Source organism: Finegoldia magna ATCC 53516, from assembly GCF_000159695.1.
GTDB classification, from domain to species: Bacteria; Bacillota; Clostridia; order Tissierellales; family Peptoniphilaceae; genus Finegoldia; species Finegoldia magna_F.
In genome coordinates this window covers 583,487-605,441 of the sequence record NZ_CM000955.1, presented here as the reverse complement: position 1 = coordinate 605,441, position 21,955 = coordinate 583,487, and the positions used below count along the sequence as shown (strand labels likewise).

The window sequence follows — 21,955 nt, the reverse complement described above, 5'->3', positions numbered from 1 at the left end:
TACTATTTTACTATGAATTCAAGAATTATCAAATGTGATATAATATTAAAAGATTTATATTATTTTTGAATTAGAAAACAAATTCGAAAAATTACTCGTAGTTTAACAATTGAAACGAGGTATTTATGCAAGCTATTTACAGAAAATATAGACCGGATACTTTCGATAAAGTTTATGGTCAAAAACATATAACTGATATTTTAAAAAATCAAATCGAAACGAAAAATATTTCTCACGCATATATTTTTTCCGGTTCAAGAGGAACAGGGAAGACTAGTTGTGCGAAAATTTTTGCAAGAGCTATCAACTGTTTGGATTTACAAGATGGAAATCCTTGTAACAAATGTGAAAATTGCCTAAGTTCTTTGGAAGAATCTACATTAGATATCGTGGAAATGGACGCTGCTAGTAACAGAAGAATTGACGATATCAGAGAACTGCGCGATAAAGTAATTTATCCGCCTACAAAATTAAAATACAAAGTTTACATTATCGACGAAGCTCACATGATTACCAATGAAGGATTTAACGCATTACTTAAAATCATGGAAGAGCCACCAAAACATTTAGTGTTCATACTAGCCACGACAGAAATTGACAAAATTCCTCAAACAATTCTATCCAGATGTCAACGATATGAGTTCAAGATGATTAATGCCAAGGATATTTCAGATAATATCAAATATATCTTGAACGATTTGAACAGAAAAATGGACGACGATGCGATTAAACTCATTGCGAACAAAGCTGATGGTGCAATGAGAGATGCATTATCTATTTTGGATCAAGTTCTTAGCATTGAAAAAGAAAATATAACAAAACAAGATATAAATGATATACTTGGTATTGTCGACAATAAAGGAATTTTCAAGCTTGTCAATAGCATCATAAAAAAAGATGCCGCAGAAGTTTTGAATAATTTGTACACAATATCACACAATAAGCCTGTCGAAAATGTTATGGATGAGCTGTTAAATCATTTTAGAAATTTGCTGTTGTCAAAAAATGGTCTTGAAAACATCAGACAGAACAACACTCAGTACAATGATGATTACAATTCACAATCTGAATTGATTACGAATAGGCAAATAGTCGAAAGTATGTCGATTATAATAGAGCATCAGAAAAAACTTAAACAAGCTGATAATCAAAAAGCTCTGCTTGAAATTTTGGTAATGAGACTAATAGATTATATCGATTACGACGATTTGATTGCCAGAGTGAATACTTTGGAAGATAAGCTCAACAATATTGAACAAAACGGGATTAAGATCAATTCTACACAAAAATTAGTCGAATTTGATGAAAAAATCGATAAAAACATAGAAATTTCACAAAAATCTTCAGAAAAAGCAGAAAAATCAGATGAATTATCCGATAAAAATGATATAATAAAAAATGATGAAAAAATCGACGACAAAAGTGACGAAGAGTTTGTCGAAAATGATGATTCATTTGGAAAACTAAGAGAAGTTTTAAGAGATTTCGACAAAGTTCCAAAAGAATTAGCTGATGATATCAAAGCTAGTTTGGAGAATGACAAGTTGGTTTTGAAGACTAATCAGTTGTATTTGTACACTTTGCTTCCTCATAAGAAAGTTATTGAACAATTACTTAAACCGCATTACGATTTTAAGGTTTTAGATTTACAAATTGACGATGAAGCAGAGAAAAAAGTAAACGAGAATGTTAAAAAATTACAAAATTTATTTGGAGAAAATGTTCAAATAATTGAAAAATAGGAGGAATTATGGGAAATAAATTTAGAGGCGGAATGCCTGGTATGGGAAACATGGGTAACATGATGAAACAAATGCAAAAAATGCAAAGACAAATGGAAGAAACTCAAAAAAAATTAGAAGAAACTGAAGTTACTGCAACTAGTGGTGGCGGAGCTATCGAAGTTGTAGCAAACGGCAAAAAAGAAATAGTTTCTATTAAAATAGATGAAGATTTGGTAAAAGATGGCGATGTTGAAATGCTTCAAGACATGGTGATGGTTGCTGTTAATGATGCTATCAAAAAAGTATTGGACATGAGTGAGTCTGAACTTGGGAAAATCACTGGAGGAATTAATATTCCAGGATTCTAAATAAGGGGGGATAATTTTGTCACTATACCCTAAAGCAATGGATGAATTGATTAAAAATTTGTCCAATTTGCCGACTATTGGCAGAAAAAGTGCGAGAAGATTAGCTTATAGAATTATAGACATGGATCCTAAAAAAGTCGATGAGCTTGTAGAAAGCATTGTAAATGTGAAGACTAATATTAGACCGTGCGCTAATTGTGGAAATCTTACTGATAAAAAATTGTGTGATATTTGTTCCGATCAAAAAAGAGATAACAGTGTCATAACTGTCGTTGAAGATTCAATGAATGTAATATCAATTGAAAAAACTGGCGAATACAATGGGAAATATCACGTTTTAGGTGGATTATTATCTCCAAGGGATAATATCGCTCCGCAAGATTTGAATTTGGAAAATTTGTTTTTGAGATGTAAAAAAGATTATGTTAAGGAAGTTATCCTAGCATTATCACCAACAACTAACGGAGATTTAACAACTAACTTCATAATAGAAGTTCTTAAAAATGAAGAATATAACGTAAAAGTTTCCAGAATTGCAATGGGAGTACCATTGGGAGCTAATTTGGAATATTATGACGAAATGAGCTTGTACAAGGCTATTTTGGATAGAAGAGAAATAAAATAATCATAATCTGCAATCCTTGTAGATTATGATTTCTTACGTTTAAATGTTTGTAATAAAAATGGAATGGAGGAAAATTTAATGGATTCAAATAGAATTAAAGAAGCAATCAAATTTTCGTCTCCAATTATGTTGGGATATATTCCTATAGCGATGGCTTTTGGTTTGTTGTGCAAAGGTCAAAACATTAGCATGTTGGATTCGACTTTGTTTTCTTTTGTTTTCTATTCTGGAGCAGCACAATTCATGGCAGTTGAATTATTAGGTGCTGGAGTAGGTATGTTTTCCATCGTGTTGTCGGTATTTTTATTAAATTTGAGATTGTTCATAATGTCGACATCTTTGGGAATTCATACACAAAAAATAAATCCGAAAGCACTTCCTGTAATAGGATTTATGTTAACGGATGAAGCATTTTCGGTGATGAGTTTTAACAAAGAAAAGCTTAACACAGAATTTGCGTTGGCAGTGGAATTAGGACCTTATTTGGCTTGGGGAATATTTACACCAGTTGGATATTTAATAGGACAATTAATGCCAAAATCAGTCCAAACATCATTAGAAGTAGGACTTACTGCGATGTTTATCGCACTGGTAGTACCATCTATTAAGAAAAGTTCGAATGGTTTGGTAGTTAGTTTGATTGGCGTTGTAACTTATGCAATTATTTTTTATTTGAAATTTATACCATCTGGATGGGATATAATCTTAGCAATTTTATTATCATCATTCATCGGATTGAAAGTAATTATGAAAAGAGGTCAAAATGTATAATATAATTTTAATTTTATTATGTAGCTTAGTTACAGCGGTTCCTAAGATATTACCTCTAAAATATTTAAAAGGAAAACAACTTTCCAGACAAACCGCTGAATTTTTAAATATAATACCATATACATCATTAAGTATCATGGTAATAAGAGGAATTCTAACAGCTTCAAGTGAAATGCTAGTTCCTACAATTGTAGCTTCAATCGTAGCTATTATTATCGCTTATTTGAAAGAAAATGTTGGACTAACAATTATATTAGCAGTTCTAACAGCATTTATTTGTTTGAAATTTTTCTAAAAAAATACCTTCTGTAGCTCAAATTAAAGCCGCAGAAGGTTTTTGTTTTTATTTTACTTTTCTTATATTGCAATGTTGTCTTTTGAAAACTGGAAATCCTGAAATTGGATCGAAGATTTCGTTGTCAATTAACATATTAATGTTCGCATCTTTCCAATTGTCATCTTGGCTGAATGAACCACCGCCGACATTTATTTCCAAATCGTGACGGTTTGACATATTATTAGTAACTGCTTGAAGGATTACACTTGCTCTATCGTTGTATACTTCAACCAAATCCATATTTTCAATTCCTAATTCTTTAGCATCATCTTCATTCATTATAACTTGTGGGTATTCTTGATGATTTAATAATCCATCGATGTTCAAATGTTGCGTTCTGAATGTTGTATGAATTCTTGCGCCTGTGTTCATAGTAAATGGATATTTGGATAATTTTTCTGATTTTTCGTGCTTATTTTCAAATCCGTCGTCATAAACTGGGATAGGTGAGAATCCATACTTTTCTAAAAGTTTTGAATGAATTTCAATTTTACCAGTTTCTGTATTAAATGAATCGTATTTTTTGTAAGACACTTCTGGCTTTTTGTCGAAATGATATACGCCTTTTTCCTTCAATTCTTTTAAAATTTCTGGTGTGTGATAAAAAGCTTTATCCAATAAATCATCGAAATTTTCAGGGTAGTATTCACCAAATCCTAATGCATCTGCAATTTTTTTCAAAATAAAAATATTTGGAAGAGAATTGCCCAATGGTTCTACTAATTTTTCTTTGATTTCGATGCGGTCTGGATATATTGCGTAGCGATCTTCTTCGTAATAAGTTGTAGCAGGGAGGATGACATCTGCAAAGTATGCATCTTCAGTCATAAATCTGTCACAAGTTACGAAGAAATCCAAACTTTTTAACGCTTTTCTGTAAAGTTGACTGTTAGGATAATTTACAGACATACATGAGCCCAAATTAATTAGACCTTTTATTGGATAAGGATCGGATTCTAATATTGCTTGTGGAAGTTTCGTAAATTGTGGTTGACCGATTAATTTGTCGAAAAGAGGGAATTCCTTTGAACCGATTTTTTCGATATTTTTTGCGTTATTCGGTGGGTTTTGTACTCTCTTCATTGGCTTGTTTTTATTAATCAAAAGTCCGCCTTTGATATCTAAGTTTCCCAATAAGCTCCATAAAATATACAATGAACGTATTGTTTGAACTCCACAGTGTGAATATTCAAGTCCTGTGTATGATTTAAGAGCAACTGTGTTGTCAAAGAGTAAATTTGCCAACTCTTTTACCTCGTCAACTTCAAGTCCAGTGATTTCTGATGTTTTTTCCAAATCAAATTGCGTAAAATATTCCTTGAATTCATCGTAACCGTAAGTGTATTTTTCGATAAAATCTTGGTCAAGTTTATCTTTTAAGTAATTTAGCATTCCAAGAATTAGTACTATATCAGTACCACTATTGACGATGTATTTGTAATCAGCATATTCGATAATATCTGAATTGTAATGGTCTACGGCTATGATTTTCATTCCTTCATTTTTTCTTTTTACCATATTATTATAGAAAAATGGAGGAGAATCTGTTTTGGGATTGGCACCCCACACGCAAAGCATTTCAGTGTTTTGCAAATCGCAAACTAGATTCGGTGCACTTAATCCAAAAACTGTTTGAGGAGCAAATATGCCAAACGATACGAAACATAATGAGCCAACTGATCCGTTGTTCGGACTTCCTATTGGAGACAAGAATCCTCCGTTATCAGCGTTAGGCATTTGAATTGAAATAAAATCGTTCGAAGTTGTGTCGAATGCGCCTCTACCAAAATGACTTGCAATTGATTTTGCACCGTATTGTTCAATTATTTTAGAACATTTTTCTTTGATAAGTTTCATGGCTTCATCCCATGAAGCTTTTTTGAATTCTAGTGTTCCTTTTTCACCAGTTCTAATCAAAGGATCAGTTAATCTGTCTTCTGAGTTTAGAATTTCGTCTGAATACAATCCTCTCAAACAAAGAGCGGAAGGTTTTTCGTCTGATTTTTTGATGGATTTTATCTTTCTACCGTCCATGTCGCATTCCACATGGCATTGACCAGGACAAATTCCACAAATAGTTTTAATTTTTCCCATTGCATCTCCTATTATTATTATTTAAAATTTTTTATTTCAAAAATATCATACACACATTCTTCATACGGATGAACATCTTCGATAATTTGTATACATTTTTTGATATTATTTTCTGTCGTGCGAAATTCTAATTTGATTTCGTCGACTTCGTTGATAATATTTTTTTCACCAGAAAAATTATTTGCTAAATCATTGGGCATAAAATGACCTTTTACTTTTGATGTAGTATAACAATAATCGTAATTTCCTATGGTTATGATTTTTTCTTCGCCTAGTTTTTTTATTAACAAATCAATATAATCTTCTAGTATGTATACATCTAATTTATATGTTATCATAAAAACTCCTTTTGTTCATGTTTATATTTTTTTTGTTTGGGTATCTATATTGTATCAAAGAATTTAACGAAAAGGAGATTATTATGGATTTAAAATTGTATTACAAAGAAACTTGCCCATTCTGCAAGAAAGTATTGAGATTTATAGAAAAAAAAGGAATTAAGGATGTTGAATTAGTAGACATCAAAGCTGACGAAGCTAATGAAAAATACCTAATCGAAAAGGGTGGACAAGATCAAGTACCTTGTCTTTTCATTGATGGAAAACCAATGTATGAATCAATGGATATTATAAAATTCTTGGATGAAAAATTCCAATAAAATTTTTAAAAATGCTACATACTAATGTATGTAGCATTTTTTGTATTGTTATTTTTGTAAAAGTTTACTCTAATTTATAGAGAATTGCATCACTGTTTTTTATGATTATTTCTAGTTTTTATTAAGTACGTTGTAGTAGATAAAACATAATATTATGTTAAAAAAAATAAGAGAGCCTTCGATTAATCTATTCAATTTTATTATTTCGTTGAAATTTAAAAACATAATTATTAATGTGATTAAATAAATAAATTCTACAAGTTTTTTTATTTTTTTGCTTTTCATTAGTACCTTCTTATCGACACGATATCGTGCATTCTTTTGTATACATGTCTTTTACCTAATCTCGACCTATACATTTTTGTAACCTTTATTTTAAATGTTAATCCATGATTACGATCGTTCGGTATTCCAAAAGTAGCAGCACCACCCATAAGAGATGATATATATCCTATGATTTTGGAAGGCTTTTTTCCACCGGGAAATTTTGCAAGTATAAGTGCTAACACTCCACCAGCAGATGAAACATTTCCTAGTGCACTTCTAATTTCTGCAAAAGATAATTTCTTCGTAATATATGATACATCGGATTTATAAAAGCTTATTTCATTATTGTATATTGTATTTCCAGTAATTGAAGAATAAATCGAATCATCTTCCTTGTTATAAATTATATATTCGATTTTTCCAGTATTAATGTCTTTGATTTCAATTTTAGTTTCGTTTTTTGAATCAATTATATTCAGAATCTCTTCTTTTTCATAAGAATTAACCTTAATACTATTATCGTTTATTTCTGAAATAGTAATATCCTTTGAGTTTTCATAATTTCCTGAAGCAAATGAAATTTGGGGTATGTTTGTTGAAATTATTGACATCAATAAAAGTCCCGCTATTAATCGTTTAAAATTTAATTTATTATACATTTTATTTCCTCCTACATGTAGAAATGATTAATAGTGAATGCAATTCTCATTTATATTTTAAAAAAATAATTTTGAGTTGTCAATATTAATTATCATTTAAAATTTGAGAAAATTTGGCTTTTGAATGTTTTAATTAAATTTTAATTATAATAATTTGAGCAATTTGTGATAGAATAAATATCGTAATAAAAAAAGTAGCAAACCTTTGGGATAGATTTGCTACTTAAATAACATTGGCAAGTTCATATTAGGAGGATGAACAACCATTTATTCTTATCATTATAATATCATAGAATTGAACTTAATAAGTTACAAATTTATTACGATTTAGGGAATTGAGGGGAATATGAAGGTAGGAATTATTGGAGCAGGAGCTAGTGGAGTTTTTGCGGCATTATTTTTAAAACAAAATTACATAGACACGACTGTTATTGAAAGAAACGCCAACGCTTTGAAGAAAATTTATGCAACAGGTAACGGTAGATGCAATTTTACTAACAGAAATGTATCGTACAAGAATTATCATGGTGAAAATCCAAAATTCACAATAAGTGCTATCAAAAAATTTGATAATTACGATGTTATTGAGTTTTTTAATGATATGGGAATTCCCGAAGTTGAGCTTGAAAATGGCAAGATTTTTCCGAAAAGTTTACAAGCTTCATCAATCGTAAAACAAATGATGTGCTTAGCAAATCATTTGGAAGTAGAATTCATCTACGATAGTTTTGTTGATGACGTTAGAAAAAACGGAGATGTTTTTGAAGTAAAATCCAACGGTTCATTGTATAAGTTTGATTATTTGATAATAGCTTGTGGGTCGAAGGCTTACAAAAAAAGTGGCTCTGATGGAAATGGATACATTCTTATGAAAAAACTGGGACACAATATAGTGAAAACTCATCCAGGAATTGTGCAATTGAGACTTAATGGAGATAGTTTCAAAAAAATGAGCGGTACAAAATTCAAAGCTAATGCAAAATTAGTTGTAGATAACAAGGAAGTTTTCGAATTTTATCATGATGTTTTGTTCACTGATTATGGAATTAGTGGGCCAACTATTTTGCAATTATCAGGAGAAGCAATCAGAGCTAAAAACAAGGGATTAGATGTCAAAATAAGAATTGACACTGTAGATTTGGATGAAAATAAATTGTATGAGCATTTAATCTACATAATATCTTTAAATTATTATAAGAAAATAAATGAGTTGTTGGTCGGTTTGATTAACGACAATTTGATTGAAGAAGTTTTGAATCAAGCAGGTATAAGTTATGATATTAATGTGTGCGAGCTTAGCAAGGAAGAAATTTACAAATTAGCACACACTCTTAAAAATTTGGAATTTAGTGTTAGTGGATACAAGGATGAGGATTCTGGTCAGATAACTTGCGGAGGAGTCGACACAGATGAGATCAATCCTTCTACTATGGAATCAAAAAAAATAAAAAATCTGTATATTATTGGTGAAATTATGGATGTCGACGGAGATTGTGGTGGATATAATCTTCAATGGGCTTTTTCATCGGCGTATTCTTGTGCGATGTCTATAATTAAAAAGGAGAACTAAATGAATAAAATGCAAAGAAAACTTATTGACTTAGATAACCACGGTCAAAAAGTTAGAGTAGGTTTGGTTGGTTGTGGCAAAATGGGATCAGGTCTTGTGAGTCAGTTGAGTAGAATCAAAGGAATGAGACCATCTGTTATTGTAGATCGACACGTCGACAAGTGCGTGACTGCCTTGAGAAAAGCAGGTGTAAAAGATGTAGATATTGTCAAAACAACTGATTTGAAAGTTGCAGAAAATGCTATTAAAAATAATTCGTTCGTAGTAAGTGATGATTATACTTTGAGTTACAAATTGGACATGATTGATGGCGTAATTGATGCTACAGGAAATCCTCCATTTGGGACACAACTTGCAGTTGAAAGTATTGAACACGAAAAACAAACTATTTTATTAAATGTAGAATGTGACGCTGTTGTTGGACCTATTTTGAACGAAATGGCGAAGAAAAAAGGTGTTGTGTACACAGGATCTGCAGGAGATGAACCAGGAGCTATAATTCAATTGTCAGATTTTGCGCTTGGATTGGGATTCAAATTATTAGCTGTAGGTAAGGGCAAGAACAATCCATTGGATAATTACACTAATGAAGATATTTTACGAGAAGAAGCCTTGTCAAAAGGTTTGGTTCCAAAAATGTTGACATCATTTGTAGATGGAACTAATACGATGATTGAACTAACTGCTGTTGCAAATGCATTGGGATTTACTCCTGATGTTTTGGGTTGTCATGGAATTACAACAAACATTCACGATATTGCTGACGAATTTAAATTAAAAGAACAAGGCGGAATTTTAAATAATTACAATATAGTTGATTTTGCATTTGGAGTTGCGCCGGGAGTTTTTGCTATTGTAACTCACGATACTAACGAAGTTCACGATTTGATGGAATATTTGTCAATGGGTAAAGGACCAAACTATACTTTGTATAGACCATATCATTTGACAAGTTTGGAAACTCCACTTACTATTTACGATGCAATTGTAGAGAAAGAACCGACAATTTATCCAAAATACGGTCAAGTTTCTGATACAATTACAGTTGCAAAAAGAGACATCAAAAAAGGCCAAATAATTGAAGGTATCGGTGGACACGATTGTTTCGGTAAAATTACATCTCACAAACATCAAATGGAAAATAATTTGTTGCCAATGCCAATCATCACAGAAAAAACAACTGCAAAAGTTGATATACCAAAAGACACATTGATTACTTACGATATGGTTAATCTGGATGAAGACCATATAATTACCAGACTTCGTAAGAGACAAGATGAATTGGGATTATAAAATTACAAAATAAATTTATTATCAGTCGATAAAAAGTTTTTCAAACTTTGAAATATCGGCTGATTTTTATTTTTAAAATCAATTTTTATAAAATTTTGACAATGGATTTTAAAAGTGTTAATATCAATTTGTAATGTAATAAATAAACGTTTTTTGGGGGTTAATATGGATTACAGATTAGAGTCTGACAGTGTTGGTGAAAAACAAGTTCCAAAAGATGCATATTACGGTGTGCAATCTTTGAGAGGTATGGAAAATTTCCCAATAACAGGAAGAACTTTACACGAAGAATTAATTTATGGATTGACAATAGTTAAAAAAGCTTGTGCAATTGCAAACCACAGAGCAGGAATTATGAGAGAAGATGTCAAAAACGCAATCGTTTACGCATGTGACAAAATTCTTGAAGGAGAATATCACGATCAATTTTTGACTGATCCAATTCAAGGTGGAGCAGGTACTACTGCTAACATGAATGCAAATGAAGTTATTGCAAACATTGCCAACGAAAAACTTGGCGGCGGATTGGGAACTTATGAATATGTTCATCCAAACGATCACGTTAATATGAGTCAATCTACAAACGATGTTTTTCCAACTGCAGGTAAGATTGCAACTTTAAGACTACTAATAAAAGCTTTAAATGAATTAAAGCAATTAGAGATTTCTTTGCTAAATAAATCAGTGGAATTTGATGATGTACTTAAAATGGGACGTACTCAACTTCAAGATGCAGTTCCAATTAGATTGGGACAAGAATTCCACGCATATTATTCAGTAATAAAAAGAGATATCAAAAGAATTAGAAGATCATCAGATCAAATCGAATCTATAAATATGGGAGCGACTGCCATTGGTACAGGAGTAAATGTAGACAAAGTTTACTTTACAAATATAGTTCCTATTCTTGCAGAATTAACTGGATTTGATTTGCATCAAGCAGAAGATTTAATAGATGGAACTAATAACCTTGATGGACTTGTAGAAATATCTTCAGCCGTAAAATCAACAGCTGTAAGTTTGTCAAAAATGGCAAGTGATTTGAGATTAATGAGTTCAGGACCAAAGACAATGGTAGGAGATATTGAGCTTCCACCAAGACAAAACGGCTCATCAATAATGCCAGGAAAAGTAAATCCTGTAATTCCAGAAGTTGTTAACCAAGTTGTATTCAGGATTATTGGTAACGATAATACAATTACAATGTGTGCAGAACACGGACAATTGGAACTTAACGCATTCGAACCGGTTTTGTTCGATAGTTTATTTGAATCTATATCTATATTGACTAATGCAGTGAAAACTTTCAGAGAAAACTGCATAATTGGTATCAAACCAAACAGACAAAAACTTTCAAACGACGTCGAAAAATCTGTAGGAATAGTTACAGCACTTGTTCCTCATATCGGATACAAAAAATCTGCTGAAATCGCAAAACGTGCATTGAGTACAGGAATTACTGTTAGAAATATCGTATTGGACGAAAAAATCTTAACAGAAGATGAATTAAAGGAAATCCTTGATCCAATAGCAATGACAATGCCAGGAATTGCAGCAGAATATTTGATTAAACAAAAACAACAAGCTTACATCGAAAAGAAGAAACAAGAAGACAAGGAACAAAAAGCAAAAAAATAATTTTATGTTGACAAAATCTTGTTATCAAGCATTTGATAACAGGATTTTTTATTACGAACTAAAAGTTTTACATTATTTTAAATTTGCTAATATGTTATAATTTATTTAGGTGATATGATGAAAAATAATACTAAAAATGCAGACAATGTTATATTGGCAATATCAAATGTTTTGATGGTGGTTTTCGTATCTACTCTACTTAGAGGCCACAATATTATAGCGTTGTTAATTTTACTTGCGTGGGCAGTTTATGCGTCGCAAAATAAAATGATTTTACCAAAAAGTCTTGAAAGAAAAAGAACAAAATTCGAATACGGAAGTTTTATCGTTTTGTTAATAGGTTTTATGTTGATTTATTACCATCCTAATAAGGTATATGTGTTCTTAACATATCTTATATTTGTAATTTACAACACACTTTTGTGGATGAATATGATTAGAATGAGAGCTATTAATAAAGAAAATAATAAGAAATCTAACAAAAAGAAATAAAGAGGTATATAATGAAAATTATGGTTATAGGGCCTGGCAGATGGGGAAGTTTCATCGCTTGGTATTTGAAAAAAATTGGTCATGAAGTTTTGTTGTATGGTTTGAATGGAACTGAAGATTTCGAAAACTTTAAGAAAAGTCGTAGCAATGGAATTATTACTTTGCAAGATGATTTGGAATTAACCGATGATATCACAAGAGCAAAAGAATGTGATGTTATTCATGTTAGTATAAATGCACAAGGTTTTAGAAATGTGTGTGAAGAACTTAATTCAATTGGAATTAAGGATAAAATTATCGTTACTAATATGAAGGGAATTGAGATTTCGACTGGAAAAAGATTATCAGAAGTCTGCAAAGAAATTATGGATGGATCTAACAAAGTTGCAGCTTGGATTGGCCCAGGTCATCCACAAGAATTTTACCGCAATGTTCCAAATTGTATGGTAATTGATTCGGAAGATGAAGATGTGAAAGAATTGTTGATTGAAAATTACAGTTCAGATTTGATTAGATTTTATTATGGTCAAGATTTGATTGGAAATGAAATCGGCGCAGCTTACAAAAACGTAATTGGAATTGCTGCAGGAATGTTGGATGGAATGAAAATAAGTTCTTTGAAGGGAGCTTTAATGAGTAGAGGTTGTAGAGAAGTCGCAAGGTTTATTAAAGCTTCGGGAGGTAAAGAGCTCAGCGCGTACGGACTTTGTCACTTGGGAGATTATGAGGCTACAGTGTTTTCACAATATTCGCACAACAGAATGTTCGGTGAAATGTATGCAAAATCAGAAAAATACGACAAATTAGCTGAGGGATACTACACTGTAAAAGCTATTAAATTACAAGCAGACAAAATGAATTTGGATTTACCAATAAACAATGCAGTGTACAAAGTTTTGTACGAAAATTCGAAATGCGAAGAAGAAATCGACAAATTATTCAGTAGAAGTTTGAAAAAAGAATTTTATTAATGAAAAACAAATTAGAAGTGCAAAAAAGCACTTCTTTTTTGATTAAAATGCTTGACAAATGGATTTTAAGTTTATATAATATACAAGTCAAGTAAAAAGGTTGACGGTGATTGAATGGAAAAATTATTAAATATTACCATGATGTTTGATTATTATGGTAAATTGCTTACGAAAAGAGAATACGATGTAATTGACAAATACTACAATGAGGATTTGTCATTAAATGAAATTGCTCAAATTTGTGATATTTCAAAACAAGCTGTAAGTGATAGTTTGAAAAGAGCTGAAAATAAGCTTTATGAATACGAACAAAAACTTGGCTTAATTGAAAAATCAAAAAAGAGTCATCAATTTCTTAGAAAAATCAGAAATGATCTTTTCTCTTTGTCACCAGAAATCAAAAGCAAAGAAATTGAAAATATCATTATAGATATAGAAGATTTCTTAAATGATTTAGAGGATGTGGAAAATGATATTTGAAAATTTGTCCGATAAATTACAAAATGCCTTGTCAAAATTGACCAACAGAGGAAAGCTAACAGAAAAAGATATAGATGTTGCAATGAGAGAAGTTAAACTTGCTTTATTGGAAGCAGACGTTAACTATAAAGTTGTTAAAGATTTTATATCTCAAGTAAAAGAACGTGCTATCGATTCTTCTGTTTTGGAAAGTCTTACTCCAGGTCAACAAGTCATCAAAATAGTTAATGAAGAATTAACTAAAATGATGGGTGAAAAGGAAGAAAAACTTAACGTTTCACCAATGAAACCTACAGTAATTATGCTTTGTGGTTTGCAAGGGGCAGGTAAAACAACTCATGCCGGAAAACTTGCATTGAATTTGAAAAACAAAAACAAAAGCGTGTTACTTGTAGCGTGTGATATTTACAGACCTGCTGCCATTAAACAACTTCAAGTTGTTGGCGGAAAAGTTGGGGTAGAAGTATTTGAAATGGGACAAACAAATCCCGTTGAAATTTCAAAAAAAGCAATCGAAGAAGCTAAGAAAAAAAACATTGATTATGTAATTATAGATACTGCCGGTCGTCTTCATATTGACGATACTTTGATGGATGAGCTAAAAAATATTAAACAAGAAGTGAATCCTTCAGATATTTTGTTAGTTGTAGATGCGATGACTGGACAAGATGCAGTGAATGTTGCAGCTAAGTTTAACGAGGATTTGGATATTACAGGAATTATCCTTACTAAGTTAGACGGTGATGCAAGAGGTGGTGCTGCTTTATCAATCAGACAAGTAGCTGATAAGCCTATTAAATTTATAGGTGTAGGTGAAAAACTTGGAGATTTAGAGCCGTTCCATCCGGACAGAATGGCATCTCGTATCTTGGGTATGGGAGATGTTCTTAGCCTTATCGAAAAAGCACAAAATCAATTTGACGAGAAGAAGGCAAAAGAATTAGAAGAAAAGATTAAAGCTCAAAGTTTTGACTTTAATGATTTTCTTGACCAAATGCAGCAAATCAAAAAAATGGGACCTATGCAAGATATTCTTGCAATGATTCCTGGCGTGGATAGTAAGATGCTTAAACAAGTGAATTTCGATAACAAAGAATTTGACAAGATTGAAGCAATTATTAAATCTATGACCAAACAAGAAAGAGAAAATCCAGATATCATTAGTATATCTAGAAGAAAAAGAATTGCTAAAGGATGCGGTCAAGATCAAGTAGCGGTTAACAAACTTTTGAAACAATTCAAAGAAATGAAAGTTATGATGAAAAATATGGGAGCGCTACAAAAGAAATTTGGTAAAAAAGGTAAAATGAAAATGCCTTTTTTTAGATAATAAGTTATGGAGGTAAATTATGTCAGTAAAAATTAGATTGAAAAGAATGGGAGCAAAGAAGAAACCATTTTATAGAATAGTTGTCGCAGATTCAAGATGTCCTCGTGATGGTAAATTCATCGAAGAAATCGGATATTACAACCCATTAGTTGAAGAAAAAACTGTTAAAGTTGATAGCGAAAAAGTTCAACAATGGATTAAAAATGGTGCAAAACCTACAGATACAGTAGACAGATTATTTAAAAATAATGGAGTTTACGAAGCAAAATAATAATACAAGTTGGGAGTTGTCATGGAAAAATTAGTTAAAACAATTGCTACTGCGTTAGTTGATAATAAAGAAGCAGTTGAAGTAACATCAAGACAAGACAAACATACGGTTATTATAGAAATTAAAGCAGATTCCAAAGATTTGGGGAAAATTATAGGAAAAGAAGGGAAGATTGCCAAGGCAATTAGAACTATTACTAAGGCAGCGGCTATTAAGAGTGGCGAAAAAGTTGTCGTAGATATTTTGCAATAATGGAATATATAGCTGTAGCAGAAGTGCTCAATACTCACGGTATTAAAGGATGTCTTAAAATGAGACCATTGACTGATAATATCGAAAGATTTGACGAAGATATTTGTTATTATCTCGGGGATAAAAAAGTTAAGGTCAATATTCAAAATTATAGAATGTACAAGGGTTTTTTGTACATTGATTTTGAAGAATTTAACGATATTAATGAAGTTCTTGAATTCAAAAAACAGTTTTTATATATAGATGAAAAAGACAGATACGAATTGAAAGATGGAAGCTTTTACATTGACGATTTGATAGGATTGAAAGCCTATAGTAATGGTGAATACATCGGAGATTTGGTTGAAGTTTTGAGCGTTTATAGTAATGATGTATATGTAATAAAAAATGATGAAAAAGAATTTATGATACCTGCTGTAAAAGAGTTCATTAAAAAAATAGATTTAGAAAATGGATTAATCGATGTAGTTATAATTGAGGGTATGTGATGAAATTTATAATTCTCACATTGTTTCCAGAAAGTTTTGATTACTTAAAATCATACGGCGTCATAGGAAAAGCAGTCCAAAACAATCTAATTGAACTTGAAGTGGTTAATATTAGAGATTACACTAAAAATAAACACAAAAAGGTAGACGATGAGATATATGGTGGCGGGGCTGGGATGCTTATGACTTGCCAACCAATTTATGACTGCTTGGAAGATGTGAACAAAAACAAATCAAAAGTTGTGTTTATGTCTCCTCAAGGGAAAGTTCTTAATCAACAAAAGTGTATAGAACTTTCAAAAGAAAAAGAAATAGTCATTCTTTGTGGCCATTACGAAGGTGTCGACAGCAGAATCATCAATCATTATTGTGATGAGGAGATTTCTATTGGAGATTATGTGATGACTGGTGGAGAATTAGGAGCTATGGTTCTTATAGATTGTGTAAGCCGAATGATTAACGATGTTTTGGGAAATGATGAAAGTTATAAAACAGATTCGCACTACAATTTATTGCTACAGGAAGATTCCTACACAAGACCCAGAGTATTTAACGGATATGAAGTTCCTGAAGTTTTATTATCAGGAAATCACGAAAAAATCGAACAGTGGCGAGAAAAATCAAGACTAAACAACACTAAACTTAAAAGAGAAGATATATATCAGAAATATCTGAAAGAAAAAAACCAAGGAGGATCATAATGGATATTATAAAAACATTAGAAGATGAACAATTAAGAGAAAATAAGTTCGACTTTCATGTTGGAGATACTGTAAAAGTAGACTACCTTATCAAAGAAGGTAATAAAGAAAGAGTTCAAGTTTATGAAGGAACTGTAATTAAAATGCAAGGAACTGGACTTAGAAGAACTTTCACAGTAAGAAGATTAGCTTACGGTGTAGGAGTAGAAAGAACTTTCTTAATCAACTCACCAAGAGTAACTAACGTAAGATTAGTTAGAGAAGGTAAAGTAAGAAGATCAAAATTATTCTACTTAAGACACAGAGAAGGTAAAGCTGCTAAAGTTAAAGAAAAACAAAAATTCTAATTTGAGTGCTGAGAATTTCTCAGTACTTTTTTTAGATGGAAAGGAAATAACATGGACATTAATAATATAAACTGGTATCCAGGGCACATGAAAAAAGCTATCGACAAGATAAAAGAAAACATGAAACTTGTCGACATAGTTTTGGTTCTTGTGGATAGCAGAATTGTAAAATCATCCATGAATCCAGTTATAGAAGATATCTTAAAGGATAAGCCGCAATTGATTTTATTGAACAAGATGGACATGGCAGATCCTAAAATTACACAAAACTGGATTAATTATTTTGCAAAGAAAAATATAACAGCACTTCCAATTGATAGCAAAAACGGTAGAAATTTGGATAAAATTGAGCCAACAGCTAAAAAGATTTTAGAAGATGTACTTGCTAATAGAAAAGACAAGAACATCAAATCAGAAATTATAAGAATGATGATTGTTGGTATACCAAATGTTGGAAAATCTACTATAATTAACAAATTATCCAACAGACAATCTGCAAAAACTGGAAATACTCCAGGAGTTACAAGGTCTAATCAATGGATTAGAATAAAAGGCAAGATGGAATTATTGGATACGCCAGGTGTTTTGTGGCCAAAATTCGAAGACAATGAAATTGGATTAAACTTGGCATTTACTGGAGCTATAAAAGACGAAATTTTGGATGAAGAAAACTTAGCATACAAGCTCATCGAGAAACTAATGAGTATTGATCCACAAATTTTAGAGAAAAGATATTCGGTTGATACACAAAACAAGGAAACAATCGAAATAATGGATGATATTGCGATAAGAAGAGGCTGTTTATTAAAAGGAAAAAATATTGACTATTCTAAAGTTTCATCAATAGTTATCGATGAATTTAGAAAAACAAAGTTAGGAAGAATTTCATTAGAAGATGTTTGCGATTGATTATAACGAATTTGAAGAAGAATTAATTTGTGGTGTAGATGAAGTTGGAAGAGGACCATTGGCAGGACCTGTTGTAACTTGTGCCATTATTATGCCCAAAAATTGTGAAATAATAGATGGTGTCACTGATTCAAAAAAGCTTTCTGAAAAAAAGAGAATTAAGTTCAAGGATATGATTTTGGATCAAGCCTTGGCATATAGTGTGAATTTTGTGGATCAAAGTGTGATTGATGAAATCAACATCAAACAAGCTAATAGATTATCCATGAAAAGAGCTGTAGAAAGTCTTAAAACAAAGGATAATAAATTCATAAAACCTGATTTAATTGTGATTGATGCAGAAAAAATTGATACCGACATAAAACAAATGTCATTTGTTAAAGGCGATGAAAAATTATATCCGATTTCTTGCGCATCAATTGTAGCTAAGGTTATAAGAGATGAGTACATGAAAGATATGGCAGTCATTTATCCACAATATGGTTTTGAAAAACACAAAGGCTACGGTACCAAACTACATCGAGAAATGATACTAGAACATGGTGAATGTCCGCTTCACAGAAAAACTTTTTTGAGGAAATTATATGAAAATGGAAAAAAACCGAGGTAAATTTGCCGAGGATTACGCTTGTGAATATTTAATAGAAAAAGGTTACGAAATTATTGACAGGAATTATTCCGAGAGAATTGGGGAACTAGACATAGTTTGCACTTACGAAAATTATTTGGTAATAGTTGAAGTAAAAGCAAGGACTGATGACAAGTTCGGCGCTCCTTCTGATTTTGTAACTTTGGGAAAACAAGACAGAATAAGAAAAACAACAGAAATTTATATCGACAAAAATGATTTGTACGATTATCAGCCTAGATTTGATGTGATAGAAATTTATTTGGATAATTTCAAATTAAATCACTATATTGACGCATTTTAATATTGACAATGGGCTAGTATTTTTATATAATATCAAGGTCAAGCAAATATATTGACACAAAGAGGTTTTAATATGTATAAAGTAGCAGTGCTTACAGTATCAGACAAGGGTTCTCAAGGCAAAAGAGAAGATTTAAGTGGTAAAAAAATTATAGAAATTATCGAAAAAAACGGCTATAAATTAGAAAAATATGATATTGTAGCAGATGAAAAAGAACTTATAAAAGAAAAATTAATCGAGTATTCCAATGAAAATATTGAGTTGATTTTGACTACGGGTGGAACTGGATTTTCAAAAAGAGATGTAACTCCTGAGGCTACATTAGAAGTTTCAGAAAAACTTTGTTTGGGAATTAGTGAAGCGATTAGAAATTATTCGATGACGATTACAAAAAGAGCAATGCTTTCAAGAGCTGTTTCAGTTATTAGAAAAAACTCCCTCATAATAAATATGCCGGGTAGTCCTAAGGCTGTTGAAGAAAGTTTGGAATACATAATTGATACGTTAGATCACGCTTTGAAAATTTTACAAGGCGATGCATCAGAATGTGCGAGAAAATAGTTGTTCATAATTAATTAGTAATGTATAATATATGATAGATAATTGTAGGAGGTATATATGATACAAGCAGGAGATTTTAGAAAAGGCACAACTTTTGAAATGGATGGAGATGTATGGCAAATTATAGATTTCCAACACGTTAAACCAGGAAAAGGTGCAGCTTTTGTAAGAACAAAAATCAGATCAGTTATGACTGGTTCAAACAGAGACATGACTTTCAATCCTAACGAAAAATATGAAGAAGCTAGAATTGAAACAAGAGAAATGCAATACTTATACAACGACGGTACTTTATATTATTTCATGGACCCAGAATCTTATGAACAATTACCAATTGATAAAGATAGTGTTGAAGAAGCTATTCTTTACATAAAGGAAAATGATATGGCAACAATCAAATTTTTCAAAGGTAAAGCATTCCAAGTTTCTCCACCAAACTTTGTTGAGTTAGAAATCACTCAAACAGAACCTGGTATTAAAGGTAACACTGCAACAGGAGCTACAAAACCAGCTACTGTAGAAACAGGCGCTACAGTTAACGTACCTTTATTTGTAAATGAAGGAGATAAAATCAAAATAGATACAAGAACTGGAGAATATTTGTCAAGAGTTTAGTGTTTATTGACTTTTCAACGCGTTTATGATAAAGTAGTACGGTGGATTTTGTCCATACTAATAGAGGAGGTCTAATATGAGAGATAAAGTAATTTTAGAATGTACTGAATGCAAGAGCAGAAATTACACTACTAAAAAGAATAAAAAACTTCACCCTGATAGAGTGGAAACAAACAAGTATTGTAAATTCTGTAAAAAGCACACTCTACACAAGGAAACAAGATAGGAGGAGCTTATGGCAGCGAAAAATGCGCAAAATTCTAATCAAAAATCAGCCCCAAAAAATCAAGGATTTTTAAAAGGCGTGAAGACTGAATGGAATAAAATTGTCTGGCCGACACCAAAGGAAACTTTAGAATACTCAATAGTAGTAGTTATAATTTCCTTTATAGTTGCATTAATCGTATACGGATTAGATACTGTGTTCCAACGTTTAATTGGACTATTTATTTAGAAAGGAACAGTATCCACAATGACCGAAAAAAATAACACATTTATTGAAAATGCAACTGAAGATTTTAAAGAACGTGCCAAAGAGGGCAAATGGTATGTAGTGCATACTTACTCTGGACACGAAGGTAAAGTAAAAGTTAATATTGAAAAAATGGTAGAAAATCGTGGTTATATCGACGATATATTTGAAGTAGTAGTACCTACTGAAGAATATGTTTCAGAGGTCGGTGGAGCTAAAAAGTTAAAAGAAAGAAAGATCTTCCCCGGTTATGTTTTCGTTAAGATGACAATTACCGATGTCTCATGGTATTTGGTTAGAAATACCAGAGGTGTTACAGGATTTGTAGGACCAGAATCAAAACCTGTAGCAGTTAGTGAAAAGGAAATTCAAAAATTCGCTCTTAAAAATCAATCTTATTCTAAAAAAGAAATTGATGTTAATATTGGAGACAATGTGAATATTGTTTCTGGAGCGTTTAGCGATCAAGTAGGTATTATTGAAGAAATAAATACTGAAAAAGCTATCTGTAAAGTTTTAATTTCCTTGTTCGGCAGAGACACATCTGTTGAAATTAGCTTTGATGATATCGAAAAAATATAAATTTGAATATAAGTTATTTAATTAATTTCATATAGATCGATGTGGGAGGTTAGCCCCGATAACCACAATAGTTTAAGGAGGAACTAATATGGCTAAAAAAGTACAAGCAATAGTAAAGTTACAAATTCCTGCAGGTAAAGCAACACCTGCACCACCAGTAGGTACAGCACTTGGACCTCACGGTGTTAATATAATGCAATTTACAAAAGAGTTTAACGCAAAAACTCAAGACCAAATGGGAATGATTATTCCAGTTGTTATGACTGTATACCAAGACAGATCATTCACATTTATAACAAAGACTCCACCAGCACCAGTTCTTATTAAAAAAGAATTAGGATTAAATTCTGCTTCAGGAGAACCTAATAAAACTAAAGTTGGACAATTAACTAAAGAACAAGTTAAGAAAATTGCTGAAATTAAAATGCCTGACTTAAACGCAGCAAACTTAGAATCTGCTATGAGTATGATTAAAGGTACAGCAAGAAGTATGGGAGTTACAGTAGAAGAATAGTGGGAGATTTAGTTCGTTAGAACCACAAGGAGGA

General features: G+C 31.5%; 30 protein-coding genes. 27 read left to right on the top strand and 3 right to left on the bottom strand.

The window, feature by feature from the left end; genetic code table 11:
• Nucleotides 1-125 precede the first annotated feature (125 nt).
• From dnaX to HMPREF0391_RS02790, 5 genes are all read left to right on the top strand, one after another.
• Nucleotides 126-1,742 (top strand): DNA polymerase III subunit gamma/tau, encoded by a 1,617-nt coding sequence (dnaX, locus tag HMPREF0391_RS02810; protein WP_002835349.1) that lies wholly within the window; start codon nt 126-128, stop codon nt 1,740-1,742.
• 8 nt (nt 1,743-1,750) lie between these two features.
• Nucleotides 1,751-2,092, top strand: a complete 342-nt coding sequence (locus HMPREF0391_RS02805; protein WP_002835348.1) for a YbaB/EbfC family nucleoid-associated protein — start codon at nt 1,751-1,753, stop codon at nt 2,090-2,092.
• Nucleotides 2,093-2,108: 16 nt separating this feature from the next.
• Complete coding sequence (gene recR / locus HMPREF0391_RS02800) at nt 2,109-2,717, top strand: recombination mediator RecR (protein WP_002835347.1); 609 nt, start codon at nt 2,109-2,111, stop codon at nt 2,715-2,717.
• Nucleotides 2,718-2,795: 78 nt separating this feature from the next.
• Complete coding sequence (locus HMPREF0391_RS02795; RefSeq protein ID WP_035109231.1) at nt 2,796-3,488, top strand: AzlC family ABC transporter permease; 693 nt, start codon at nt 2,796-2,798, stop codon at nt 3,486-3,488.
• A complete protein-coding gene (locus HMPREF0391_RS02790) occupies nt 3,481-3,783 on the top strand; it encodes an AzlD domain-containing protein (protein WP_002835345.1) in 303 nt (100 codons plus the stop codon). The genes HMPREF0391_RS02795 and HMPREF0391_RS02790 overlap by 8 nt, the downstream gene beginning before the upstream one ends.
• 48 nt (nt 3,784-3,831) lie before the next feature.
• Here HMPREF0391_RS02790 and HMPREF0391_RS02785 read toward each other — a convergent pair whose 3' ends face one another.
• Both HMPREF0391_RS02785 and HMPREF0391_RS02780 read right to left on the bottom strand, forming a co-directional pair.
• The gene (locus tag HMPREF0391_RS02785) at nt 3,832-5,919 is read right to left on the bottom strand and encodes a molybdopterin-containing oxidoreductase family protein (RefSeq protein ID WP_002835344.1); all 2,088 of its coding nucleotides are present in this window, start codon (nt 5,917-5,919) and stop codon (nt 3,832-3,834) included.
• A gap of 17 nt (nt 5,920-5,936) precedes the next feature.
• Nucleotides 5,937-6,257 (bottom strand): hypothetical protein, encoded by a 321-nt coding sequence (locus tag HMPREF0391_RS02780; RefSeq protein ID WP_002835343.1) that lies wholly within the window; start codon nt 6,255-6,257, stop codon nt 5,937-5,939.
• Between the two features lie 83 nt (nt 6,258-6,340).
• Here HMPREF0391_RS02780 and HMPREF0391_RS02775 point away from each other — a divergent pair, with 83 nt between their 5' ends.
• On the top strand, nt 6,341-6,577 hold the full coding sequence (locus HMPREF0391_RS02775) for a glutaredoxin family protein (RefSeq protein WP_035109230.1): 237 nt from the start codon (nt 6,341-6,343) through the stop codon (nt 6,575-6,577).
• Nucleotides 6,578-6,861: 284 nt separating this feature from the next.
• Here the strand turns inward: HMPREF0391_RS02775 and HMPREF0391_RS02770 are convergent, their stop codons facing one another.
• Nucleotides 6,862-7,503: a hypothetical protein gene (locus HMPREF0391_RS02770; RefSeq protein WP_002835340.1), complete on the bottom strand. Its 642-nt coding sequence runs from the start codon at nt 7,501-7,503 to the stop codon at nt 6,862-6,864.
• Between the two features lie 346 nt (nt 7,504-7,849).
• On the opposite strand from HMPREF0391_RS02770, the gene HMPREF0391_RS02765 reads away from it, so the two are divergent.
• The 21 genes from HMPREF0391_RS02765 to rplK all read left to right on the top strand — a co-directional run bounded on the left by HMPREF0391_RS02765 (nt 7,850) and on the right by rplK (nt 21,921).
• Nucleotides 7,850-9,073, top strand: a complete 1,224-nt coding sequence (locus HMPREF0391_RS02765) for an NAD(P)/FAD-dependent oxidoreductase (RefSeq protein WP_002835338.1) — start codon at nt 7,850-7,852, stop codon at nt 9,071-9,073.
• A complete protein-coding gene (locus HMPREF0391_RS02760; protein WP_002835336.1) occupies nt 9,074-10,366 on the top strand; it encodes an NAD(P)H-dependent oxidoreductase in 1,293 nt (430 codons plus the stop codon).
• A 165-nt stretch (nt 10,367-10,531) separates the two neighbouring features.
• A complete protein-coding gene (locus HMPREF0391_RS02755) occupies nt 10,532-12,004 on the top strand; it encodes an aspartate ammonia-lyase (protein ID WP_002835334.1) in 1,473 nt (490 codons plus the stop codon).
• A 117-nt stretch (nt 12,005-12,121) separates the two neighbouring features.
• Nucleotides 12,122-12,496 carry a hypothetical protein gene (locus tag HMPREF0391_RS02750; RefSeq protein ID WP_035109227.1) on the top strand — a complete coding sequence of 125 codons (375 nt, stop codon included), beginning with the start codon at nt 12,122-12,124 and terminating at the stop codon, nt 12,494-12,496.
• Nucleotides 12,497-12,507: 11 nt separating this feature from the next.
• Nucleotides 12,508-13,467: an NAD(P)H-dependent glycerol-3-phosphate dehydrogenase gene (locus HMPREF0391_RS02745; RefSeq protein ID WP_002835332.1), complete on the top strand. Its 960-nt coding sequence runs from the start codon at nt 12,508-12,510 to the stop codon at nt 13,465-13,467.
• Nucleotides 13,468-13,581: 114 nt separating this feature from the next.
• Nucleotides 13,582-13,947: a YlxM family DNA-binding protein gene (ylxM, locus tag HMPREF0391_RS02740; protein ID WP_002835331.1), complete on the top strand. Its 366-nt coding sequence runs from the start codon at nt 13,582-13,584 to the stop codon at nt 13,945-13,947.
• Nucleotides 13,937-15,277: a signal recognition particle protein gene (gene ffh / locus HMPREF0391_RS02735; protein WP_035109224.1), complete on the top strand. Its 1,341-nt coding sequence runs from the start codon at nt 13,937-13,939 to the stop codon at nt 15,275-15,277. Before ylxM ends, ffh begins: the two co-directional genes overlap by 11 nt.
• A 19-nt stretch (nt 15,278-15,296) precedes the next feature.
• Nucleotides 15,297-15,548: a 30S ribosomal protein S16 gene (gene rpsP, locus HMPREF0391_RS02730; protein ID WP_002835329.1), complete on the top strand. Its 252-nt coding sequence runs from the start codon at nt 15,297-15,299 to the stop codon at nt 15,546-15,548.
• Nucleotides 15,549-15,569: 21 nt separating this feature from the next.
• Nucleotides 15,570-15,800, top strand: a complete 231-nt coding sequence (locus tag HMPREF0391_RS02725) for a KH domain-containing protein (protein ID WP_002835328.1) — start codon at nt 15,570-15,572, stop codon at nt 15,798-15,800.
• Nucleotides 15,800-16,288 (top strand): ribosome maturation factor RimM, encoded by a 489-nt coding sequence (rimM, locus tag HMPREF0391_RS02720; protein WP_002835327.1) that lies wholly within the window; start codon nt 15,800-15,802, stop codon nt 16,286-16,288. Before HMPREF0391_RS02725 ends, rimM begins: the two co-directional genes overlap by 1 nt.
• Entirely contained in the window at nt 16,288-16,989 is a 702-nt protein-coding gene (gene trmD / locus HMPREF0391_RS02715) for a tRNA (guanosine(37)-N1)-methyltransferase TrmD (protein ID WP_002835326.1), read from the top strand. The genes rimM and trmD overlap by 1 nt, the downstream gene beginning before the upstream one ends.
• A complete protein-coding gene (gene rplS / locus HMPREF0391_RS02710; RefSeq protein WP_002835325.1) occupies nt 16,989-17,336 on the top strand; it encodes a 50S ribosomal protein L19 in 348 nt (115 codons plus the stop codon). Before trmD ends, rplS begins: the two co-directional genes overlap by 1 nt.
• Before the next feature lie 51 nt (nt 17,337-17,387).
• Entirely contained in the window at nt 17,388-18,245 is an 858-nt protein-coding gene (gene ylqF, locus HMPREF0391_RS02705) for a ribosome biogenesis GTPase YlqF (RefSeq protein ID WP_002835324.1), read from the top strand.
• Nucleotides 18,232-18,855 carry a ribonuclease HII gene (locus HMPREF0391_RS02700; RefSeq protein ID WP_002835323.1) on the top strand — a complete coding sequence of 208 codons (624 nt, stop codon included), beginning with the start codon at nt 18,232-18,234 and terminating at the stop codon, nt 18,853-18,855. Before ylqF ends, HMPREF0391_RS02700 begins: the two co-directional genes overlap by 14 nt.
• Nucleotides 18,836-19,177 (top strand): YraN family protein, encoded by a 342-nt coding sequence (locus HMPREF0391_RS02695; protein ID WP_050760760.1) that lies wholly within the window; start codon nt 18,836-18,838, stop codon nt 19,175-19,177. Before HMPREF0391_RS02700 ends, HMPREF0391_RS02695 begins: the two co-directional genes overlap by 20 nt.
• A gap of 72 nt (nt 19,178-19,249) precedes the next feature.
• Nucleotides 19,250-19,738 (top strand): MogA/MoaB family molybdenum cofactor biosynthesis protein, encoded by a 489-nt coding sequence (locus HMPREF0391_RS02690; RefSeq protein WP_002835321.1) that lies wholly within the window; start codon nt 19,250-19,252, stop codon nt 19,736-19,738.
• Between the two features lie 57 nt (nt 19,739-19,795).
• Complete coding sequence (efp, locus tag HMPREF0391_RS02685) at nt 19,796-20,353, top strand: elongation factor P (RefSeq protein ID WP_002835320.1); 558 nt, start codon at nt 19,796-19,798, stop codon at nt 20,351-20,353.
• A 76-nt stretch (nt 20,354-20,429) separates the two neighbouring features.
• Nucleotides 20,430-20,579: a 50S ribosomal protein L33 gene (gene rpmG, locus HMPREF0391_RS02680; RefSeq protein WP_002835319.1), complete on the top strand. Its 150-nt coding sequence runs from the start codon at nt 20,430-20,432 to the stop codon at nt 20,577-20,579.
• 9 nt (nt 20,580-20,588) lie between these two features.
• Complete coding sequence (secE, locus tag HMPREF0391_RS02675; RefSeq protein WP_002835318.1) at nt 20,589-20,807, top strand: preprotein translocase subunit SecE; 219 nt, start codon at nt 20,589-20,591, stop codon at nt 20,805-20,807.
• Between the two features lie 18 nt (nt 20,808-20,825).
• Complete coding sequence (gene nusG, locus HMPREF0391_RS02670; RefSeq protein ID WP_002835317.1) at nt 20,826-21,407, top strand: transcription termination/antitermination protein NusG; 582 nt, start codon at nt 20,826-20,828, stop codon at nt 21,405-21,407.
• Nucleotides 21,408-21,495: 88 nt separating this feature from the next.
• Nucleotides 21,496-21,921, top strand: coding sequence for a 50S ribosomal protein L11 (gene rplK / locus HMPREF0391_RS02665; RefSeq protein ID WP_002835316.1), 426 nt, complete (start codon nt 21,496-21,498; stop codon nt 21,919-21,921).
• Nucleotides 21,922-21,955 lie beyond the last annotated feature (34 nt).

What these genes read in the sequence shown, in the direction of transcription:
- HMPREF0391_RS02755 (WP_002835334.1), top strand. Translation starts at nt 10,532, where the DNA reads ATGGATTACAGATTAGAGTCTGACAGTGTTGGTGAAAAACAAGTTCCA.
- ffh (WP_035109224.1), top strand. Translation starts at nt 13,937, where the DNA reads ATGATATTTGAAAATTTGTCCGATAAATTACAAAATGCCTTGTCAAAA.
- HMPREF0391_RS02785 (WP_002835344.1), bottom strand. Translation starts at nt 5,919, where the DNA reads ATGGGAAAAATTAAAACTATTTGTGGAATTTGTCCTGGTCAATGCCAT.
- HMPREF0391_RS02745 (WP_002835332.1), top strand. Translation starts at nt 12,508, where the DNA reads ATGAAAATTATGGTTATAGGGCCTGGCAGATGGGGAAGTTTCATCGCT.
- rplK (WP_002835316.1), top strand. Translation starts at nt 21,496, where the DNA reads ATGGCTAAAAAAGTACAAGCAATAGTAAAGTTACAAATTCCTGCAGGT.
- HMPREF0391_RS02780 (WP_002835343.1), bottom strand. Translation starts at nt 6,257, where the DNA reads ATGATAACATATAAATTAGATGTATACATACTAGAAGATTATATTGAT.
- HMPREF0391_RS02770 (WP_002835340.1), bottom strand. Translation starts at nt 7,503, where the DNA reads ATGTATAATAAATTAAATTTTAAACGATTAATAGCGGGACTTTTATTG.
- HMPREF0391_RS02750 (WP_035109227.1), top strand. Translation starts at nt 12,122, where the DNA reads ATGAAAAATAATACTAAAAATGCAGACAATGTTATATTGGCAATATCA.
- HMPREF0391_RS02690 (WP_002835321.1), top strand. Translation starts at nt 19,250, where the DNA reads ATGTATAAAGTAGCAGTGCTTACAGTATCAGACAAGGGTTCTCAAGGC.
- HMPREF0391_RS02795 (WP_035109231.1), top strand. Translation starts at nt 2,796, where the DNA reads ATGGATTCAAATAGAATTAAAGAAGCAATCAAATTTTCGTCTCCAATT.
- rimM (WP_002835327.1), top strand. Translation starts at nt 15,800, where the DNA reads ATGGAATATATAGCTGTAGCAGAAGTGCTCAATACTCACGGTATTAAA.
- HMPREF0391_RS02700 (WP_002835323.1), top strand. Translation starts at nt 18,232, where the DNA reads ATGTTTGCGATTGATTATAACGAATTTGAAGAAGAATTAATTTGTGGT.
- HMPREF0391_RS02725 (WP_002835328.1), top strand. Translation starts at nt 15,570, where the DNA reads ATGGAAAAATTAGTTAAAACAATTGCTACTGCGTTAGTTGATAATAAA.
- HMPREF0391_RS02805 (WP_002835348.1), top strand. Translation starts at nt 1,751, where the DNA reads ATGGGAAATAAATTTAGAGGCGGAATGCCTGGTATGGGAAACATGGGT.
- efp (WP_002835320.1), top strand. Translation starts at nt 19,796, where the DNA reads ATGATACAAGCAGGAGATTTTAGAAAAGGCACAACTTTTGAAATGGAT.
- ylxM (WP_002835331.1), top strand. Translation starts at nt 13,582, where the DNA reads ATGGAAAAATTATTAAATATTACCATGATGTTTGATTATTATGGTAAA.
- rplS (WP_002835325.1), top strand. Translation starts at nt 16,989, where the DNA reads ATGGATATTATAAAAACATTAGAAGATGAACAATTAAGAGAAAATAAG.
- rpsP (WP_002835329.1), top strand. Translation starts at nt 15,297, where the DNA reads ATGTCAGTAAAAATTAGATTGAAAAGAATGGGAGCAAAGAAGAAACCA.
- rpmG (WP_002835319.1), top strand. Translation starts at nt 20,430, where the DNA reads ATGAGAGATAAAGTAATTTTAGAATGTACTGAATGCAAGAGCAGAAAT.
- HMPREF0391_RS02760 (WP_002835336.1), top strand. Translation starts at nt 9,074, where the DNA reads ATGAATAAAATGCAAAGAAAACTTATTGACTTAGATAACCACGGTCAA.
- HMPREF0391_RS02695 (WP_050760760.1), top strand. Translation starts at nt 18,836, where the DNA reads ATGGAAAAAAACCGAGGTAAATTTGCCGAGGATTACGCTTGTGAATAT.
- ylqF (WP_002835324.1), top strand. Translation starts at nt 17,388, where the DNA reads ATGGACATTAATAATATAAACTGGTATCCAGGGCACATGAAAAAAGCT.
- trmD (WP_002835326.1), top strand. Translation starts at nt 16,288, where the DNA reads ATGAAATTTATAATTCTCACATTGTTTCCAGAAAGTTTTGATTACTTA.
- HMPREF0391_RS02790 (WP_002835345.1), top strand. Translation starts at nt 3,481, where the DNA reads ATGTATAATATAATTTTAATTTTATTATGTAGCTTAGTTACAGCGGTT.
- HMPREF0391_RS02775 (WP_035109230.1), top strand. Translation starts at nt 6,341, where the DNA reads ATGGATTTAAAATTGTATTACAAAGAAACTTGCCCATTCTGCAAGAAA.
- dnaX (WP_002835349.1), top strand. Translation starts at nt 126, where the DNA reads ATGCAAGCTATTTACAGAAAATATAGACCGGATACTTTCGATAAAGTT.
- nusG (WP_002835317.1), top strand. Translation starts at nt 20,826, where the DNA reads ATGACCGAAAAAAATAACACATTTATTGAAAATGCAACTGAAGATTTT.
- HMPREF0391_RS02765 (WP_002835338.1), top strand. Translation starts at nt 7,850, where the DNA reads ATGAAGGTAGGAATTATTGGAGCAGGAGCTAGTGGAGTTTTTGCGGCA.
- secE (WP_002835318.1), top strand. Translation starts at nt 20,589, where the DNA reads ATGGCAGCGAAAAATGCGCAAAATTCTAATCAAAAATCAGCCCCAAAA.